This is a genomic window from Vogesella urethralis (assembly GCF_007644045.2).
Classification (GTDB): Bacteria; Pseudomonadota; Gammaproteobacteria; order Burkholderiales; family Chromobacteriaceae; genus Vogesella; species Vogesella urethralis.
Genome location: NZ_VMDW02000099.1, coordinates 30,182 through 45,531 on the forward strand (window position 1 = coordinate 30,182; position 15,350 = coordinate 45,531).

General features: G+C 65.9%; 18 protein-coding genes. 6 read left to right on the top strand and 12 right to left on the bottom strand.

Translation table 11 applies throughout. From position 1 onward, the window contains the following. The first annotated feature begins 497 nt into the window (after window positions 1–497). The 4 genes from FLQ03_RS12775 (at window position 498) to FLQ03_RS12790 (ending at window position 3,349) form a co-directional block, all read left to right on the top strand. Complete coding sequence (locus FLQ03_RS12775; RefSeq protein ID WP_144370558.1) at window positions 498–1,259, top strand: glycosyltransferase family 2 protein; 762 nt, start codon at window positions 498–500, stop codon at window positions 1,257–1,259. A gap of 118 nt (window positions 1,260–1,377) precedes the next feature. Continuing rightward, window positions 1,378–2,406, top strand: coding sequence for a S66 family peptidase (locus FLQ03_RS12780; RefSeq protein ID WP_144370559.1), 1,029 nt, complete (start codon window positions 1,378–1,380; stop codon window positions 2,404–2,406). A 2-nt stretch (window positions 2,407–2,408) separates the two neighbouring features. Continuing rightward, on the top strand, window positions 2,409–2,846 hold the full coding sequence (gene yiaA / locus FLQ03_RS12785) for an inner membrane protein YiaA (RefSeq protein WP_144370560.1): 438 nt from the start codon (window positions 2,409–2,411) through the stop codon (window positions 2,844–2,846). Next, complete coding sequence (locus FLQ03_RS12790) at window positions 2,846–3,349, top strand: GNAT family N-acetyltransferase (RefSeq protein ID WP_144370561.1); 504 nt, start codon at window positions 2,846–2,848, stop codon at window positions 3,347–3,349. Before yiaA ends, FLQ03_RS12790 begins: the two co-directional genes overlap by 1 nt. Before the next feature lie 82 nt (window positions 3,350–3,431). On the opposite strand, the gene FLQ03_RS12795 is transcribed toward FLQ03_RS12790, so the two are convergent. Continuing rightward, window positions 3,432–4,160, bottom strand: coding sequence for a 16S rRNA (uracil(1498)-N(3))-methyltransferase (locus FLQ03_RS12795; RefSeq protein ID WP_144370562.1), 729 nt, complete (start codon window positions 4,158–4,160; stop codon window positions 3,432–3,434). Window positions 4,161–4,275: 115 nt separating this feature from the next. Between FLQ03_RS12795 and FLQ03_RS12800 the strand changes: the two genes are divergently transcribed. Next, window positions 4,276–5,067 (top strand): inositol monophosphatase family protein, encoded by a 792-nt coding sequence (locus FLQ03_RS12800; protein ID WP_144370563.1) that lies wholly within the window; start codon window positions 4,276–4,278, stop codon window positions 5,065–5,067. 125 nt (window positions 5,068–5,192) lie between these two features. On the opposite strand, the gene FLQ03_RS12805 is transcribed toward FLQ03_RS12800, so the two are convergent. The 4 genes from FLQ03_RS12805 to FLQ03_RS12820 form a co-directional block, all read right to left on the bottom strand. Further along, the gene (locus tag FLQ03_RS12805; protein WP_170252413.1) at window positions 5,193–6,734 is read right to left on the bottom strand and encodes a tetratricopeptide repeat protein; all 1,542 of its coding nucleotides are present in this window, start codon (window positions 6,732–6,734) and stop codon (window positions 5,193–5,195) included. A gap of 333 nt (window positions 6,735–7,067) precedes the next feature. Then, window positions 7,068–7,745, bottom strand: a complete 678-nt coding sequence (locus tag FLQ03_RS12810; RefSeq protein WP_144370565.1) for an alpha/beta hydrolase — start codon at window positions 7,743–7,745, stop codon at window positions 7,068–7,070. 114 nt (window positions 7,746–7,859) lie between these two features. After that, on the bottom strand, window positions 7,860–8,750 hold the full coding sequence (locus tag FLQ03_RS12815; protein WP_144370566.1) for a DMT family transporter: 891 nt from the start codon (window positions 8,748–8,750) through the stop codon (window positions 7,860–7,862). Further along, the gene (locus FLQ03_RS12820) at window positions 8,750–9,271 is read right to left on the bottom strand and encodes a MarR family winged helix-turn-helix transcriptional regulator (protein ID WP_144370567.1); all 522 of its coding nucleotides are present in this window, start codon (window positions 9,269–9,271) and stop codon (window positions 8,750–8,752) included. The genes FLQ03_RS12815 and FLQ03_RS12820 overlap by 1 nt, the downstream gene beginning before the upstream one ends. Before the next feature lie 94 nt (window positions 9,272–9,365). On the opposite strand from FLQ03_RS12820, the gene FLQ03_RS12825 reads away from it, so the two are divergent. Next, complete coding sequence (locus FLQ03_RS12825) at window positions 9,366–10,247, top strand: carboxylate/amino acid/amine transporter (RefSeq protein ID WP_144370568.1); 882 nt, start codon at window positions 9,366–9,368, stop codon at window positions 10,245–10,247. Window positions 10,248–10,252: 5 nt separating this feature from the next. Here the strand turns inward: FLQ03_RS12825 and FLQ03_RS12830 are convergent, their stop codons facing one another. The 7 genes from FLQ03_RS12830 to rarD all read right to left on the bottom strand — a co-directional run bounded on the left by FLQ03_RS12830 (window position 10,253) and on the right by rarD (window position 15,278). After that, on the bottom strand, window positions 10,253–10,621 hold the full coding sequence (locus FLQ03_RS12830; RefSeq protein ID WP_144370569.1) for a VOC family protein: 369 nt from the start codon (window positions 10,619–10,621) through the stop codon (window positions 10,253–10,255). Window positions 10,622–10,692: 71 nt separating this feature from the next. Then, window positions 10,693–11,106: a GFA family protein gene (locus FLQ03_RS12835; protein WP_144370570.1), complete on the bottom strand. Its 414-nt coding sequence runs from the start codon at window positions 11,104–11,106 to the stop codon at window positions 10,693–10,695. Continuing rightward, a complete protein-coding gene (locus FLQ03_RS12840; RefSeq protein WP_144370571.1) occupies window positions 11,103–11,756 on the bottom strand; it encodes an alanyl-tRNA editing protein in 654 nt (217 codons plus the stop codon). The genes FLQ03_RS12835 and FLQ03_RS12840 overlap by 4 nt, the downstream gene beginning before the upstream one ends. Next, window positions 11,753–12,628 (bottom strand): GNAT family N-acetyltransferase, encoded by an 876-nt coding sequence (locus FLQ03_RS12845; RefSeq protein ID WP_144370572.1) that lies wholly within the window; start codon window positions 12,626–12,628, stop codon window positions 11,753–11,755. The genes FLQ03_RS12840 and FLQ03_RS12845 overlap by 4 nt, the downstream gene beginning before the upstream one ends. Further along, window positions 12,625–13,917, bottom strand: a complete 1,293-nt coding sequence (locus FLQ03_RS12850) for a GNAT family N-acetyltransferase (protein WP_144370573.1) — start codon at window positions 13,915–13,917, stop codon at window positions 12,625–12,627. Before FLQ03_RS12850 ends, FLQ03_RS12845 begins: the two co-directional genes overlap by 4 nt. Then, window positions 13,911–14,117, bottom strand: a complete 207-nt coding sequence (locus tag FLQ03_RS12855; protein WP_144370574.1) for a hypothetical protein — start codon at window positions 14,115–14,117, stop codon at window positions 13,911–13,913. The genes FLQ03_RS12850 and FLQ03_RS12855 overlap by 7 nt, the downstream gene beginning before the upstream one ends. Before the next feature lie 252 nt (window positions 14,118–14,369). Next, window positions 14,370–15,278 carry an EamA family transporter RarD gene (gene rarD, locus FLQ03_RS12860; RefSeq protein WP_144370575.1) on the bottom strand — a complete coding sequence of 303 codons (909 nt, stop codon included), beginning with the start codon at window positions 15,276–15,278 and terminating at the stop codon, window positions 14,370–14,372. Window positions 15,279–15,350: the final 72 nt, after the last annotated feature.

Here is a 15,350-nt window from a genome sequence, read left to right on the forward strand (position 1 = left end):
CGAAAGTTATCCACAATTCGTCCTGTTGCGGCTAGCCCGCTTTGCCATGCAAGCGCACACAAGACAACACCTTGAAAATGCATATTTTTTCAAGGTTATCCACAACAATATGGCCTCTATATCATTGTCTTCAATATAAAAAAGGGTAAACAGGGAAGGTTGGACGAACAACCAAGCGTCTACTGCAAAACCGTCAAAAAAACCGTCTGCAACCACTGCTAAACGGGATGACTGCCGACCGCCACCCTGCTGCAGACCAAACGACGCTACGTCATGCACAGCGACAGCGGTAAACTGGCGGGCAGAATTGTGGACAACCGCCTGTTGGCAAAAAGCGGGATATTTATCCACAAGACGTGCACCCGCTAACGGGGGCACAGGGCACACGAAGCCACGTCTGGCAAATCATTGAAAAAAAAAGGAAAAACAAGGTTATCCACAACATGGCATAGCCTTCATCTGCCCTTATCAATATATAAATGGACAGTCAGGAAAACATGTCTGAACCGATTAGCGTGGTGCTTATCACCAAAAATGCGGCAACACAGCTGGAAAAATGTCTGCAAAGTTGTGCCTTTGCTGACGAGATCGTGGTGGTGGATTCGGGAAGCAGCGACAGGACATTGGCAATAGCTTCTGCCTATAAGGCCAAAGTTATCCACCAGGACTGGCTGGGATTCGGTCCGCAAAAGCAATTTGCGGTGGCACAAGCACGCCACGACTGGGTGCTGTGCCTGGATGCAGACGAGTGGCTATCGCCGGAATTGATTCATGAAATCAAGACCTTGCTGCAAAAACCCACAGGCCATGCCTGGCGTTTTGCCCGTAGCAACAAGTTCATGGGTCGTTTCCTGAAACACGGCGAGGGCTACCCCGATTACAGCCTGCGCCTGTTTCACCGCCAGCACGCCCGCTGGTCGGACGACCTGGTGCACGAGTACGTGATCGCCGATGGCGAGATCGGCACGCTAAAAGGCGACCTGATGCACGAATCGGGCGAAGACATCGCCCGCTACCTGGAAAAACAGAACCGCTACACCACGCTGCAGGCCGAAGCGCTGTTCCAGCGCGGCAAAAAAGCCGGTATCGGCAAGCTGGTGTTCAGCCCGCTGCTGCGTTTCATCAAGTTTTACCTGGTACGGCAGGGTTTCCGCGATGGTTTGCCCGGCCTGGTGCACATCAGCATTGGCTGCTTCAACAGCTACATCAAATACGCCAAGCTGATCGAGCTGCATCGGCTGGCGGCCAACCGCCACTAAGCGTAGCCAGCGGCAAACGGCAGCCGGGCTGTGGATAACCGCTGCTGCAACAGCGCGTTATCCGCTAGCCGGCAAGATTTTGTCTTGCGCCGTGTTTTGCGGTAGTAATGACGCTATCGTGATCTGCCGTTCTGCCCACATGATCCGCTTTCCTCCCCCCTTGCAGCCTGGCGACAGCGTTGCCGTCTGCGCCGTGTCGTCCGGTGTGCCCGAGGTGATGCAGGCGCGGCTGGACGCGTCACTGCAACAGCTGCGCGACGCCGGCTACCGCGTGCTGGAAGGCGCTACCCTGCGCCGGCAGCAACAACAGGCCAGCGGCAGCGTGGCCGAGCGCCTGGCCGACCTGAACCGCTTCCTGTACGACCCGGCGGTAAAAGCCATCCTGCCGCCGTGGGGCGGCGAGCTGGCCATGCCGCTACTGGCCGGGCTGGACTGGGCAAGGTTGGCCGCATTACCGCCCAAATGGCTGTGCGGCTTTTCCGATGTGTCCACGCTGGCGGTACCGCTGACGCTGCGCGCCGGCTGGGCCACGCTGCATTCGCCCAACCTGTTCGACCTGAGCCACCCGCAACGGCAAGCAGAGATGCAAGCGCTGTGGCACAGCTGGCAACACGGTTTGCCGCCGCCACAGCAGGCCTACACGCAATACTGGGCTGATGGCGACCCCCCTACCCCTGAGGCCAGCCGCGTGCGCGTAGCGGGCGGCGGCAGCGTCAGGCTGCAGGGTTTGCTGCTGGGGGGCTGCCTCGATACGCTGTCGCGGCTGGCGGGGACGCCGTATCTGGATCTGGCGCGCTGGCGCGGCCAACCTCGGCTGCTGTACCTGGAAAACGCCGAGCTGGCGCCGTGCGAGCTGCTGCGGGCGCTGACCGGCATGCGCCTGGCAGGCAGCTTTGACGGCCTGGCCGGGCTGATTCTGGGCCGTAGCAGCGGCCCGGACGCGCGCTACCCCGATGAGCTGGGCTACGAAGATGCGGTGCTGCAGGCGCTGGACGGCCTGCCCTGCCCGCTGGTGCTGGACGCCGATATCGGCCACGTGCCACCGCAATGGACGCTGATGAACGGCGCCTGGGCCGAGCTGGAGGTTGGCCCCGGCCACGCCCGCCTGCTGCAGCGCCATCCCGATTTCAACCGTGCTGGAGAATGACCATGCAAACCCGTCTTGCCCCGCCGTCGGCGGCCTTTGTCGGCGTATCCTGGCTGGCGCTGTTTGCCGGCATGCTCACCTACCTGATCGGGCTATGGAACGCCACCATGCCGCTGAACGAGAAGGGCTACTACTTCACCGTGTTGTTGTACGGCCTGTTTGCCGCCGTCTCGCTGCAGAAGAGCGTGCGCGACCGGCTGGAAGGCATTGCCGTCAGCGGCATTTACTACGGCCTGTGCTGGCTGTCGGTCGGCATCAGCCTGCTGCTGCTGGGGGTGGGGTTGTGGAATGCCACCTTGCTGCCCAGCGAGAAGGGCTTTTACGCCATGGCCTACCTGCTGAGCCTGTTTGCCGCCGTTGCGGTACAGAAGAACACCCGCGACCAACTGGCCAGCCGTCAGGGCGAGCCGGAATGGCACAACACCAGTGAGGAGGCGTGATGGCCATCCTGCTGCGCGACGCCACCGCCTTTGACGCCGACAGCGTACAGGCGCTGCTGTTCGACCACGGCCCCAACCCGTGGAACTGGCTGCCACCGGAAGGCGTGGCGCTTACCCTGCAACAGCTGGTCGCCGGCTTGTGCCGTGGCGTGCTGGCCGAAGACGGCACCGTGCTGGTGGGCGCCGTGCTGTACCGCCGTGCCGACCCCTACCCCAGCCTGCGCCCGGATGATGTCGACAGCGCGCAGTGCGGCTATATCGTGGAAGCCGTGGTGCACCGCGATTACGCCGGCCACGGCATTGGCGCCCGCCTGTTGCAGGCCGCCTGCCAGCAGCTGGCCGACGATGGCCTGGCCTGGGTGGTGGCCGACCGCCACGAAGAAAACGGCCCCTCGGCCGGCATGATGCGCAAGGCCGGCTTCAGCCAGCTGGGCGTGTACGACGACCCGACACGCCGCCCCAGCGGTAGTGGCCGTACTGCGGTGTGCGGCCGGCACCTGTAGCCGCGGAGCACCGTTAAAAAAAACAGCCTCGTCCGGTCATGCCGAACGAGGCTGTTTTGCACCATGCAACCGCGTGCCTTGCTTACACGCTGTAATCGCCCCACACCGTCTGGATGGCACCCACGGCCGCCAGCGCCGCCGTTTCGGTGCGCAGGATGCGCGGGCCCAGCTTCAGCGGCGTCCAGCCGGCGGCAATGGCCTGCTGTTCTTCCGTGCCCGATAGCCCGCCTTCCGGCCCGGCCATCAGCCACGCCTGCTGCGGCGCGCGGGCGATGTCTACCAGCTTCTGCGTACCCAGCGGCGACAGCAGCAGGTGGGCGTCGGCCGGCGGCAGGCTGGCCAGCCACTGCTTCAAGCTGAGGATAGGCCGCACCTCGGGCACCGTGTTGCGCCCGCTCTGCTCGCAGGCGGCAATCACGATCTCCTGCCAGCGTTGCACGCGCTTGTCGGCGCGGTCGCCGGCCAGCTTGACGATGCTGCGCTCGGTGGCCAGCGGCTGAAAAGCGCTGACCCCCATTTCCACCCCTTTTTGCAGCGTGAACTCCATGCGGTCGCCGCTGGAGATGGCCTGCGCCAGGCCCAGCCATACCGGCGATTCGCGGCTGGTGTCGTCAAATGCCGTGATCGTGCAGGCAACATCGCGCTTTGCCAGCTCGGTAATGGCAGCCTGGTATTCGCCGCCACGGCCGTTGAACAGGGTAATGGCGTCGCCCTCGCGCAGGCGCAGCACTTGTACGTGGCGCACCACGGTGTCCGGCAGCGCCAGGCTTTGCCCGGCAGCCAGCGCGGCGTCTATAAAAAACCTTGGCATCGTGTGTTGATCGTTCGTGTTGATAACGGTATTTTGCTTGGTTTGCTGCACGTGCAACAACAGAAACATCACACGGTAGCAGCGGGGCCTGCCCGCAACGCGAGAGGAGAGTCGGATGCAAGTGGTCGATCAGGTAATACAGGTCGTACGCGACGTGGCCCGCTACGAGGTCATGCCGCGCTTTTTGCGCGTGGGCAAGACGCGCAAAGAGGACGGCTCGCTGTTTACCGAAGCCGATCTGGCCTGCCAGCAGGTGTTGCAGCAGCGCCTGCCTGCCATCCTGCCCTACCCGGTGCTGGGCGAGGAAATGACGCGCGAGGAGCAAGACGCGCTGTGGGACGCCAACCAGGCCGGCCTGTGGGTGGTGGACCCGATCGACGGCACCACCAACTTCGTCAACGGCCTGCCCTACTTTGCCGTATCGGTAGCCTTGATGGTCAACGGCGTCAGCGAGCTGGGGGTGATCTACAACCCGGTGTCCGACGAAATGTTCTACGCCCGCCGCGGCTGCGGGGCCTACCTCAACGGCCAGCGCCTGCCGCTGAAAACGGTGGCCAACAGCATGGGCGACGCCATCGCCGCCGTCGAAATCAAATACCTGCGTTCCGGCAAGCTGGCGGCGCGCATGGGCAGCGTGGCGCCGTTCGGCAGCCAGCGCAGCATGGGCTCCAGCACGCTGGACTGGTGTTTCCTGGCCGCCGGCCGCTACGACATCTACCTGCACGGTGGCCAGCGGCTGTGGGATTACGCCGCCGGCGCGGTGATCCTGGAAGAAGCCGGTGGTCGCATCGCCAGCCTGTACAACGACGATTACTGGGCCGACGCCATCTGGAAGCGCTCCGCCATCGCCGCGCTGAACCCCGAGCTGTTTGCGCAGTGGCACAAGTGGGTGCGCGCCAACCAGTAAGCTGCGTCATACAAAAGCCGTGCGGCCAACCTTGCCCAAGGTTGGCCGCACGGCTTTTATGGGCCGGTTTTGACCGGTTTTCCGGCGGTAGCCTGAATCCGGGTAAGCGGATGATGAATTCAGCGCTACTGGCGCTTGGCGGCCGCTTTGGTAAACCAGAAGTCGGCGTCGCTGTCGCTTTGCGGCACGCCGTTACCGTCCAGATACAGCGTGCCCAAGCTGAATTGCGCCTCCTTCAAGCCTTGTTCAGCCGCCAGGCGGTACCAGCGTGCGGCCTCGGCGGCATCCTGCGCCATGCCCTGTCCGTAGCGGTACAGATTTCCCAGCCGGTTTTGCGCGGGGGCGTAACCCTGGCTGGCGGCCAGCTGGTAGTAACGGGCGGCTTGTGCCCAGTCAACCGCCAGGCCTTTACCCTCGGCATAGGCATTGCCCAAGCGGTAGTGGGCGATGACATCGCCTTGTGCCGCCGCCTTGCCGTACCAGAACACCGCCTGGGCGATATCAACGGGCAAGCCCTTGCCGGATTCATACATCAGGCCCAGCAGCCGTTGTGATACGGCATTGCCCTGCGCCGCATCGCGCTGGTGTACGGGTAGTGCCAGGATGTCTTCACGGCTCAGGCCGTAGGTATTGCGGTACAAGGTTTTCAGGCTGTTGGTTGCGTCGTTCAGGTCCTGCGAGGCTGCCAGGCGGTACCATTTTTCCGCTTCGCCGTAATGCATGCTGATGCCCTTGCCCGCCTCCAGCAGGCGGCCGAGATTATGCTGGGCCTGGGCGTTGCCCAGCTGCGCGGCCTGCTGGTACCAGCGCGCTGCGGCAGCGACATCCTGGGTACCGTACCTGCCCCACTCCAGTATCTCGCCCAGCCGGTTTTGTGCCAGCGCCATGCTTTGATCTGACAGACCGGTACCGGTGGGCAGGGTTTGGCCACGCGCTTGTTGTGCTGCCGCCAGGTACCAGTGCACCGCCTGTTCCGGATCTGCGGCCAAGCCCTGGCCGACATCCAGCATCAGGGCGACTTTCAATTGCGCCATCACGTCACCCGCCTTGGCTTGGCGCTGCAGTGCACCGGCCTGGCGCAGGTCATCACGGCTGAGGCCGAAGCGGTTGAAATACAGCTTGTCTATGGCTTTGGCCGCAGTCGTGTCGCCATGCTTCGCCGCTTGCTGATACCAGCGTTCTGCCGCGGCATAGTCCATGGCAACATGCCAGCCTTCACGGTACAGCATGGCCAGCCGCATCATGGCCCGGGTATCGCCCTGGCTGGCATCTTGTTCGTAGCAGGCAATCAGCTCGGGGTTGGCTTGGCGGCTGCCATTACCGGGATCGCGTAGCTGGCAAAGCCAGTAATCCGCCTCGTGGTTACCGTGGGCGACAGCTGCTTGAAACCACTTGGCCGCCTGCTCCGGGTCTGGCGTTACCCCCAGGCCGAACAGGTACAGTCTGCCCAGTGCGGACATGGCTTGGGCATGCTGCTGTTTGGCAGCTTTCTGCAGGTAGGCCGCTGCGGTGGGGTAGTCGTGGGCCATGATCTGGCTCAGGCCGTACCAGTACTGTGCGTTAGCATCGTGCTCCGCGCTGTGTTGCCAGAGCGCGATCACTTCCCCAGCGTTGGCGGCCTTACCAGCCTCGAATAGCGAATACACCTCGGCCATCAACGCGGCCATGTCATTATGCTGTTTTGCTTGCTGACGGTACCAGGCGACGGCTTCCTGGTTGCTACGGAATACCATCGGCGTGTGGGTGGCGGCGGGAGTGCCAAACCCAGGCGCCGAGTCCGGTTGAGCGCCTGGAATCGTCAGTGTTGGCAAGACAGGTGATGCATGCAGTGCCGGCGGGAAAGTCAGGCAAGTCAGCAGTAGTGTGGCAGCAAGGTAGCGCGGCATATTGTTAGGCAGGCGCAATGAAAACGGCATGATAGCGAACAGTGGCGCTGCGGGGTATAGACGGACGTGCGGCCAACCTTGGGCAAGGTTGGCCGCTTGTTTTTGGGTGCGGGCTTAGCGACGCGCCAGCCAGCTGGCGAAGTCTTGCGCCATAGCGGCGGTGAGCTGGTGTGCGGCCGGGTAGCGTTGCAGCGTGTGCGGCACGCCCAGTTCGGTCAGCCAGGCGGTGGCGCGTTCGGCCCAGCTGACGGGTAGCTTGTCGTCGTGTTCGCCGTGGCACAGGTAGCCGTCCAGTAGCGCCAGTGACGATTTTTCGGCGAGGATGGGCGCAATTTCCGGCAGGATGCGCCCGCACAGCACGGCAAAGCGGCCCAGGCTGGCGGGCGAGGTCAGCGCCACGCTGGCACTCATGATGCCGCCCTGGCTGAAGCCGGCCACGGTGCAGTGTTCCGGTACCACACCAAACTGGAATTGCAGGCTAGCCAGCAGCGATACCAGCTGCTGGCGGCTGTGCTCGGCCTGGGCGGCGTTGATGCGCGGGCCATCGCTGCCGAATTGCACCTCGAACCAGGAAAACTGCTGCGGGCCGAATGGCAGCGTGCCGCGTGCCAGTACCAGCAGCCAGTCTGGCGGCAGCAGCGGCAGCAGGCCGGCCAGTTGCTGTTCGTGGCCGCCCACGCCGTGCAGCAACACCAGCAGGCGGCTGGCCTGCGCCGGTGGCCGCGCCTGGGTACGGTAGGCCAGGCCGCTGGCCGGGTCGGTATGCAGCGGGGAAAGCAGGTGTTCGGACATGGCAGGCCTCCGGTAATGATGGCGCCATTGTGGCCCTGCACTGGCCGGCAATAAACCGGCCATGCAGAAAATGATTCGCTACCGTCGGGAAACAATGCTGCCGCGGGCCTGAAGCTAGCGCCCCAGCAACAGCACGGTGCCGGCCACGCTAAGGCCTGCGCCCAGCCAGCCCAGTAGCGGCGGCGCCTGGCGCGTCACCACCCACAGCATCGGCAGGATCAGCACCGGGCTTAGCGCCGACAGCATGCCAACGGTGGCCACGTTGCCGCCTTGCAGCGCCACCATGATCAGCGTCATGCCCAGCCCCAGTGCCACCAGGCCGTTCAGCGCCAGTTGCCCCAGCATGCGCGGGGTGGGCGGGTTGGCCATGCGCGCGAGGCGGCTGCCGCTGGCCCACAGCAGCCAGTTGGCCGCACAGCCGATCGCCATGCGCAGCGCGCTGGCGGTGAGCGGCTCCAGCCCGCTGGCCATGGCCGGTTTGGCAAAGAAGGTGCCCAGCGCCTGGCACAGCGCGGCGGCCAGGCCCAGCGCCACGCCGGCTTTCAGGCCGTGGCTTTGTTCCCACTGGTGGGTGCTGCCGTCGCGGCGGCCAAACGCTACCGCCACCAGCACACCGCCAAACACCAGCACGCTACCGGCCAGCGCCTGCAGGCTGAGCGCCTCACCCAGCAGCAGTACGCCCAGTGCCACCGAAAACACCGAGTGGGTGGCAAACAGCAGGCCGGTGCGGCGCGGGCCCAGCCGGTTCATGGCGGCGAACATCAGCGCATCGCCCAGAAAGATGCCGCACAGCGCCGACAGCGTCAGCGGCAGCAGCGCGGTAGCGTGCAGCGTGGCCCAGCCGCCCAGCGCCAGGCTGGCACCGCCCAGCAGTACGGTGAGGAAGCTTAGCCGCAAGCGGCTGAAGGCAAACGGCCCGAAGTGGCGCGCCGGGGTGGCGCCGATAATGCCGCCGGCGGCCCAGCAGGTGGCGGCACCGACGGCGGCCAGGTCGTACAGCAGCATCAGCGCCCCGCTTTCGTTGCCGGTTCCAGGATGGCCAGCAGCGCGCTCATCGACGCGTCCAGTGCGTCCAGCTGCGCGGCGTCCAGCGGCGCCAGGATGCGCGCCATGTTATCCACATGCGCCGCCACCACCTCGTTGACCAGATCCAGCCCTTGCGGCGTCAGCTGCACCAGCAGGCTGCGCGCGTCGTCGGGGTTGGGCAGGCGGCTGACCAGGCCGCGCTCGGCCAGCAGCTGCAGCTGGCGCGTCATGGTGCCGGACGACAGCATCAGGCTGGAAAACAACGCGGTGGGCGCCAGGCAATACGGCGCACCGCTACGCCGCAGCGTGGCCAGCACGTCGAATTCCCAGTTGCTGATGCCGTACTGGCCAAAGGTATCGTTCAGCCGCTTTTGCAGCTGGATGCTGCAGCGGCCCAGCCGGCCGATGATGGCCATGTGGCGGGTGTCGAGGTCGGGGCGTTCGCGCTGCCATTGCGCGCGGATGGCGTCGACGGCGTCGGGGGTATGCGGGGTATCCATGCCGGCTCCAGATAGCTCGTGTTCAAGATAATTATCTTGAGTTAAAGATAAATTATCGATTACGATAATTATATCTTGAATTGGAGATATCGCCGTGACGACTGCTTCCCGCCTGTGGCGCGACACCCTGCTTACCGCCGTGGTGCCGCTAATCTGGGGTTCCACTTACCTGGTGACCACGCAATGGTTGCCGCCCGGCCTGCCGTTCAGCGCCGGCGTGCTGCGCGTGCTGCCGGCCGGCCTGCTGTTGCTGCTGTGGACGCGCCACCTGCCGCAAGCGCGCGAGTGGCCGCGCTTGCTGTTGCTGTCGTTGCTGAATATCGGGGCCTTCCAGGCGCTGTTGTTCATGGCGGCCTACCGTTTGCCCGGCGGCATTGCGGCAGTGCTGGGGGCGATTCAGCCGCTGCTGATGATGGGTTTGTTGTGGTTGCTGGAGCGGCAAACGCCGCGGCCGCTGGTGTTGCTGGCGGCGTGCAGCGGCCTGGCCGGCATGGCGGTGCTGCTGAATGCCGGCAACGCGCAGTGGGACACGCTGGGCGTGCTGGCGGCGGCCGGCGGCGCCATCGTGATGGCGCTGGGCATGTACCTGGCACGGCGCTGGGGTAGCAGCCTGCCCTTGCTGGCGCTGACCGGCTGGCAGCTGACACTGGGCGGTGTGATGCTGCTGCCGGCCGCGCTATGGCTGGACCCGCCGATGCCGGCGCTGTCGGCGGCCAACGTGGCGGGCTATGCCTACCTGTCGCTGGTGGGTGCACTGCTGGCCTACGGTTTGTGGTTCCGCGGCCTGCGCCTGCTGCCGCCGGTGGCGGTGTCGGCGCTGGGCCTGCTCAGCCCGGTGGCGGCGGTGATCCTGGGCTGGGTGGCGCTGGGGCAAAGCCTGCACGGCTGGACGCTGGCCGGCATGGTAACGGTGCTGGCCAGCGTGCTGTGCGTGCAGCTGGCCAGCAGCCGGCGCCCGGCACGCACGCCGGCCTAGCCGTATCAATCGCGCTGGCAGACGCGGATCAGGTGCCCGTCCGGGTCGGCCAGCACAAAGGTCTGGCCGTAGGGTTCTTCGCGTAGCGGGCTGACGATGTGCAGGCGGCTGTCCTGCTGCCAGCGCGCATACAGCGCCGCCACGGTACTGCCATCGGGCAGCATGATGCCGATCTCGCCACGCGGTGCGGCGTGCTGGTCGGGCGCGGTGCCGGACCACAGGGCAAACAGCGCGTCGCCGCTGCCGGCAAAGGCCACGTACTGCGGGCTGGTGAAAACCGGGTTGGCCGCAAACAGCTGCTGGTAGAAGGCGGTGGAGCGGGCGATATCGCTGACGTAGATCAGCTGCAGGTTGGCAACGATGGCGGTGGTCATGGTGGTGTTCCTTACTGGGGGGAAACCACAGCCTACGCGCCCCCTGCTGCCAGCCTGCTGTCAGTAGGGAGTCAGTTTTTTCCGGCTTGCTGCCAGCCGGCAAATTGCGGCACGCCGTCGTGCGCTAGCCAGTGCGGGTGATGGCTGGTCCAGATATGTGCTACCGGCAGCGTAGCGGGGTCGCTATCCAGCGTGGCCACCCGCAGGATCACGTGTGGCTGGCCTGGGCGTTCGGCCACGATATGGCTGCCACACACGCTGCAAAAGTGTCGCAGCTTGCCGGGCGACGATTCGAAACTGCGCAGCAGGTGTTTGCCGGCTAGCCAGCGAAAGTGCTGGCGCATGACGCCTGCTGTGCTGGTGTAGGGTGCGGCGTGCGCCTTGCGGCAAGTGTGGCAGTGGCAATGCACGATCGGCATGTCCAACTGATCGATTTGGTAGCGTACGCCGCCGCACAGGCAGCTGCCTTCTAGCAGGGTTGTCATGCGGGCGCGTCGTCCAGCAGCGTGATTTCCACCCGCTCCTTGCCACGGCCCACGTTCTTGCGCTTCAGCGCGATGCGCCCCACCTCGCCGCTGTGGCGCAGATGGGTGCCGCCGCAGGGCACGAGGGCGATGCCGGGCAGCTCCCAGTAACGGCGCCCGCTGGCGGCGTCGGAAAAGGCGCTGGTAATGGCCAGCTTGGCCGCAATCAGCGCGTCGATGCGCGCTTGCAAGGCGGGCAGGTGCGGGGTGATGGCTTGAGGCAGCGCAAAGTCGATACGCGCCTTGTGTTCGGCGATGTGGGCGCCGATTTTTTCCACGTCCGGCAGCGTCTGGTAAATCGTTTCCAGCACCAGTTCGGCGGCAAAGTGCAGCCGCATCAGCCGGTAGCGCCGCGGCCAGTCCAGCTGCAGCGTCACCGCCGCGCCGGGCTGCAAGCCGTGTTGCGGTGGCAGCGTGTAGACGATGTCCTGCCCCTCTTTGCGCGCCGCCAGCACCGGCCAGCCGGCTATGCTGCCGTGGTCGCTTTCCTGGCCGCCGCTTTCGGCGTACAGGATGGTGGCGGCCAGCGTGACCTCCGCGCCGGCTACGCTGGTCACTGAGGTGTCCAGCGTGCACAGGTAGGGATCGTCCCAGAATACCTTGCGGGTCATGCCTGGCCCCGTTCTGCGGCCAACCGTTGGTAAATGGCCGGCTCCACTTTTTCCATGATGCGTTCCGGCTTGCCCAGTGCGCCGAAGCCGAACTGCGCGTACAGGCCGTGCGCGTCGGCGGTGGCCAGCATGAAGCGGCGCAGGTTTTGCAGCCGCGGGTGCAGCTGGATGTAGCGCATCAGCGCCTTGCCGATGCCCAGGCCGCGCGCACTGTCGGTGACGAACACGTCGGCCAGGTAGGCGAAGGTGGCGTAGTCGGTAATCACGCGGGCAAAGGCCAGCTGTTCGCCGTCGGCGTTGTAGCCGCCGATCACCAGCGAGCCCTGCAGCGAGGCTTCGAAGATGTCGCGCGGCAGGCCGGCGGCCCAGTACGACTCACGGCTGAGGTAGTGGTACACCTGCTCGCGGTCGAGCCGGGCGCAGTCGGTGCTGAACAGCACCACCGGTTGCGGGCCTTGCAGCCGCAGCCAGCGGTGGCCTTCGGCGTCGACGCCCTCGCCTGCCGGCTGCCAGCCGTGGCGGCGGTAGAAGGCCAGCGCCTGCGCGTTGGCGGCGTAGCACTTCAACGTGGGGCGGCCGCTGTAGCGGGTTTCGCAGGCTTGCAGCAGCGCGCTGCCCACGCCGTGGCCTTGTTGCTCCGGGCGCACGTACAGGTGGTGGACGAAGTTTTCGCGCGGGTAGACGCCGGCAAAGCCGAGCACGCTGCCGTCGTCGGCCAGTGCCACCAGCAGGCTTTCGTCGGCGGTGTCGCGCTCGAAGTCAGCCAGCTGCATGCTGTGCGGCGGGCGCCAGTGGAAGGCGTGGCGCCGGGTGTCGAGGTAGCACTGCGCAACGGCGTCGCGCAGGTGCGGGGCGTAGGGCTGGATGATCATGCGGTCTCCGCTGGGCGTGGCCACCAGCACAGCGAGGCTTCGCTGCTGGCGTGGACGAAACCCAGCTTACGATACAGATCGATGGCGTGGTAGTGGGCATCGGCCACGATCACCAGCCGCGGTACCCGCGCCAGCCCCCATTCCGCCAGCGCGCTGACCAGGCCGCTGGCCAGCCCCAGGCGCCGTGCCGCCGGCGCGGTGGCCACCATCTGGAAGCGCCCCAGCGACTGCCAGGCAAACAGGCCGGCGCTGGCCTGTAGCTGCCCGTCGGCAAATACGCCCCACACATGGCCGTGGCCGTTGTTGTCCAGTTGCTGGTAACGCTGCTGCAGGCCGCCCAGGAAGCGGCGATAGCCTGCCTCATCGTGGCCGGGGTCGCGGCTGGCGGCCAGTAGCGAAGCCCATTGCTGCCAGTCGTCGTCGCTGGCCAGCGGCCGCAGCGTGTAGCCGGCGGGTAGCCGGGTTGGCCGCAGGCTGTCGCGGGTAAGCAGCAGCGCGCAGGTTTCCATGTACTGGTAGCCGGCGTCCAGCCACGGCTGGTAACGCGCGGCGCAGTCTTCGTCTTCCATCGCCCATAGCAGCGTGCGGTGCTGTACGCCGGCGTGGCCGGCGAAGGCGGCATCGAAGCGGGCTTCCCAGGCGTCGCGCTGTAGCGGGGCCTGGTCGGGTAGCAGCAGGTTGCCAAAGTAGAAGTCTGGCTGTGTCGGCGTGGCCAGCTGCCAGTAGCCGGGGTGACGGCGCAGCTGTGCCGTCTGCCCTAGCAGTTTGCGCTCGCTCAGCACGCCCGGCAGGTCCAGCGACAGCGCCAGGATGTGGCGCTCGCCTTCCTGGCGGCTGGGCACAAAGCCCAGGCGGCGGGCCAGCCGTTGCGCCGGCAGGTTGGCCGCGTGGGTGTCGGCTTCCACGCGGTGCAGGCCCAGCGGGTTGAAGCCGGCGTCTAGCAAGGCGGTACCGGCTTCCTGGGCGTAGCCCTGGCCCCAGTAGGCCTGGTCCAGCTCGATGCCGAACTGTGCCTCGCCGGGCAGGCTGCTGTGGCGCAGGCCGACCGAGCCGATCAGCGTGCCGCTGTCGGCCAGGGTGATAGCCAGCTGCCATGCCCGGCGCGGGGTGGCGTGTTGCTGGGCGATGAACTGCTGCAGCAAGCCCTGGCTGAAGCCGGGGCTGAGCTCGTGGGCGGCGTAGTGCCGGCCGAAGGCGCCGCCGCTGCGCAGACGGCAGTAGGCGTCGGCGTCGTCGGCGTGGAAGTCGCGCAGGCGCAGGCGGGGTGTGGCAAGTGGCAGGGTCAGCATCGGTGCGGGCCTTTCTCCAGCAACCAGCGTTGCTGTGACAGCTGGTGGTGTGCGGGCAGGACGGGGCGGGCGCGGGCGTGCAGCAGGCTGCTGGCGTGCTGGCACAGTGCCTGCCACAGGCGATGGTGGTGTTGCGGGGGGAGCTCGTCGGCGAGCACGTCGCGCGCGAGATGGCGCGACAGGGTAAAGAGCGATGCCATGATGGCGTTTCCTTGTAAAGAGCGTGGCCCGCTGCCGCAGCAGGATGGGCCGGTATGCATAAAGAGCGAAATGCCGTCCGCGTGGCGGAGGACAGCGGCATTGTGGTGATGGCGTCGTACGGCGTCAATGGCTGAAGGGGCAGACCGTGGCCAGCCCACGGTGCAAGTGAGGTTTTATCGCCACGGGCAGCGTGAAAGAACAAGGGCAAGCCGCATGGCTTGCCCTTGTGGTGTTGCGGCCAACGTCTGGCACTAGGCGGCAGCGGCGCGCCGTGCTTTCAGGTAGCCCAGCAGGCCGTGGCCGGAGTACAGCGCCAGCGCCGCCCAGATCAGGCCGAAGCCGATGGCGCGGCTGCTGCCGAACGGCTCGTGGTACAGCCACACGCCCAGCAGCAGCTGGATGGTGGGGCCCAGGTACTGGATCAGCCCCACCGTGGCCAGCTTCAGGCGGCGCGCGCCGCTGGCAAACAGCAGCAGCGGGATGGCGGTGACCACGCCGGCACCCATCAGCAGCGCGTCGGTGGCCAGGCCCAGCTGGCCGAAGGCGCCGTCGCCGCGCACGGCAAACCACAGCAGCGCGGCCAGCGCCAAGGGCAGCATCAGAAAGGTTTCCAGCGCCAGCCCTTCCAGCGACGGTAGCGGCGCTTTTTTGCGCAGCAGACCGTACACGCCGAAGGTGGCCGCCAGGCTCAGCGCCACCCACGGCAGCGTGCCCACCGATAGTGTCAGCCACGCCACGCCCAGCGTGGCCAGGCCGATGGCGATGCCCTGGGTGCGTGTCAGCCGTTCCCCCAGAAACAGCCGCCCCAGCAGCACGTTCACCAGCGGGTTGATGAAGTAACCCAGGCTGGCTTCCACCACCCGGTTTTCGTTGACCGCCCAGATGTAGATCAGCCAGTTGAACGACAGCAGCAGCGACGACAGCGCAAACACGCGAAGGCGGGCGCCGTCGCGCAGGCTGTCGCCCAGCCAGCGCCAGTTGCGTTGTACCAGTAGCACGATGGCGACGAATACCGCCGACCACACGATGCGGTGACACAGGATTTGCAGCGCCGGCACCGCGTGCAGCGGCTTCCAGTACAGCGGGAACAGGCCCCAGATAAAGAACGCGCCGGTGGCGTACAGCACGCCTTTGCCGGTTTCGTTGGGTGCAGATGACATGGATACGTCTCTAAGGTTGGCCGCAGGCCGGCGGGTAGCCGGTGGCGGGAATGACTCAAGGCTGCACTGTAG

Excerpts from the sequence above, each read along its gene's own strand:
- FLQ03_RS12775 (WP_144370558.1), top strand. The coding sequence starts at position 498 with ATGTCTGAACCGATTAGCGTGGTGCTTATCACCAAAAATGCGGCAACA.
- yiaA (WP_144370560.1), top strand. The coding sequence starts at position 2,409 with ATGCAAACCCGTCTTGCCCCGCCGTCGGCGGCCTTTGTCGGCGTATCC.
- FLQ03_RS12790 (WP_144370561.1), top strand. The coding sequence starts at position 2,846 with ATGGCCATCCTGCTGCGCGACGCCACCGCCTTTGACGCCGACAGCGTA.
- FLQ03_RS12795 (WP_144370562.1), bottom strand. The coding sequence starts at position 4,160 with ATGCCAAGGTTTTTTATAGACGCCGCGCTGGCTGCCGGGCAAAGCCTG.
- FLQ03_RS12800 (WP_144370563.1), top strand. The coding sequence starts at position 4,276 with ATGCAAGTGGTCGATCAGGTAATACAGGTCGTACGCGACGTGGCCCGC.
- FLQ03_RS12805 (WP_170252413.1), bottom strand. The coding sequence starts at position 6,734 with ATGGCCGCGTTGATGGCCGAGGTGTATTCGCTATTCGAGGCTGGTAAG.
- FLQ03_RS12810 (WP_144370565.1), bottom strand. The coding sequence starts at position 7,745 with ATGTCCGAACACCTGCTTTCCCCGCTGCATACCGACCCGGCCAGCGGC.
- FLQ03_RS12815 (WP_144370566.1), bottom strand. The coding sequence starts at position 8,750 with ATGCTGCTGTACGACCTGGCCGCCGTCGGTGCCGCCACCTGCTGGGCC.
- FLQ03_RS12820 (WP_144370567.1), bottom strand. The coding sequence starts at position 9,271 with ATGGATACCCCGCATACCCCCGACGCCGTCGACGCCATCCGCGCGCAA.
- FLQ03_RS12830 (WP_144370569.1), bottom strand. The coding sequence starts at position 10,621 with ATGACCACCGCCATCGTTGCCAACCTGCAGCTGATCTACGTCAGCGAT.
- FLQ03_RS12835 (WP_144370570.1), bottom strand. The coding sequence starts at position 11,106 with ATGACAACCCTGCTAGAAGGCAGCTGCCTGTGCGGCGGCGTACGCTAC.
- FLQ03_RS12840 (WP_144370571.1), bottom strand. The coding sequence starts at position 11,756 with ATGACCCGCAAGGTATTCTGGGACGATCCCTACCTGTGCACGCTGGAC.
- FLQ03_RS12845 (WP_144370572.1), bottom strand. The coding sequence starts at position 12,628 with ATGATCATCCAGCCCTACGCCCCGCACCTGCGCGACGCCGTTGCGCAG.
- FLQ03_RS12850 (WP_144370573.1), bottom strand. The coding sequence starts at position 13,917 with ATGCTGACCCTGCCACTTGCCACACCCCGCCTGCGCCTGCGCGACTTC.
- FLQ03_RS12855 (WP_144370574.1), bottom strand. The coding sequence starts at position 14,117 with ATGGCATCGCTCTTTACCCTGTCGCGCCATCTCGCGCGCGACGTGCTC.
- rarD (WP_144370575.1), bottom strand. The coding sequence starts at position 15,278 with ATGTCATCTGCACCCAACGAAACCGGCAAAGGCGTGCTGTACGCCACC.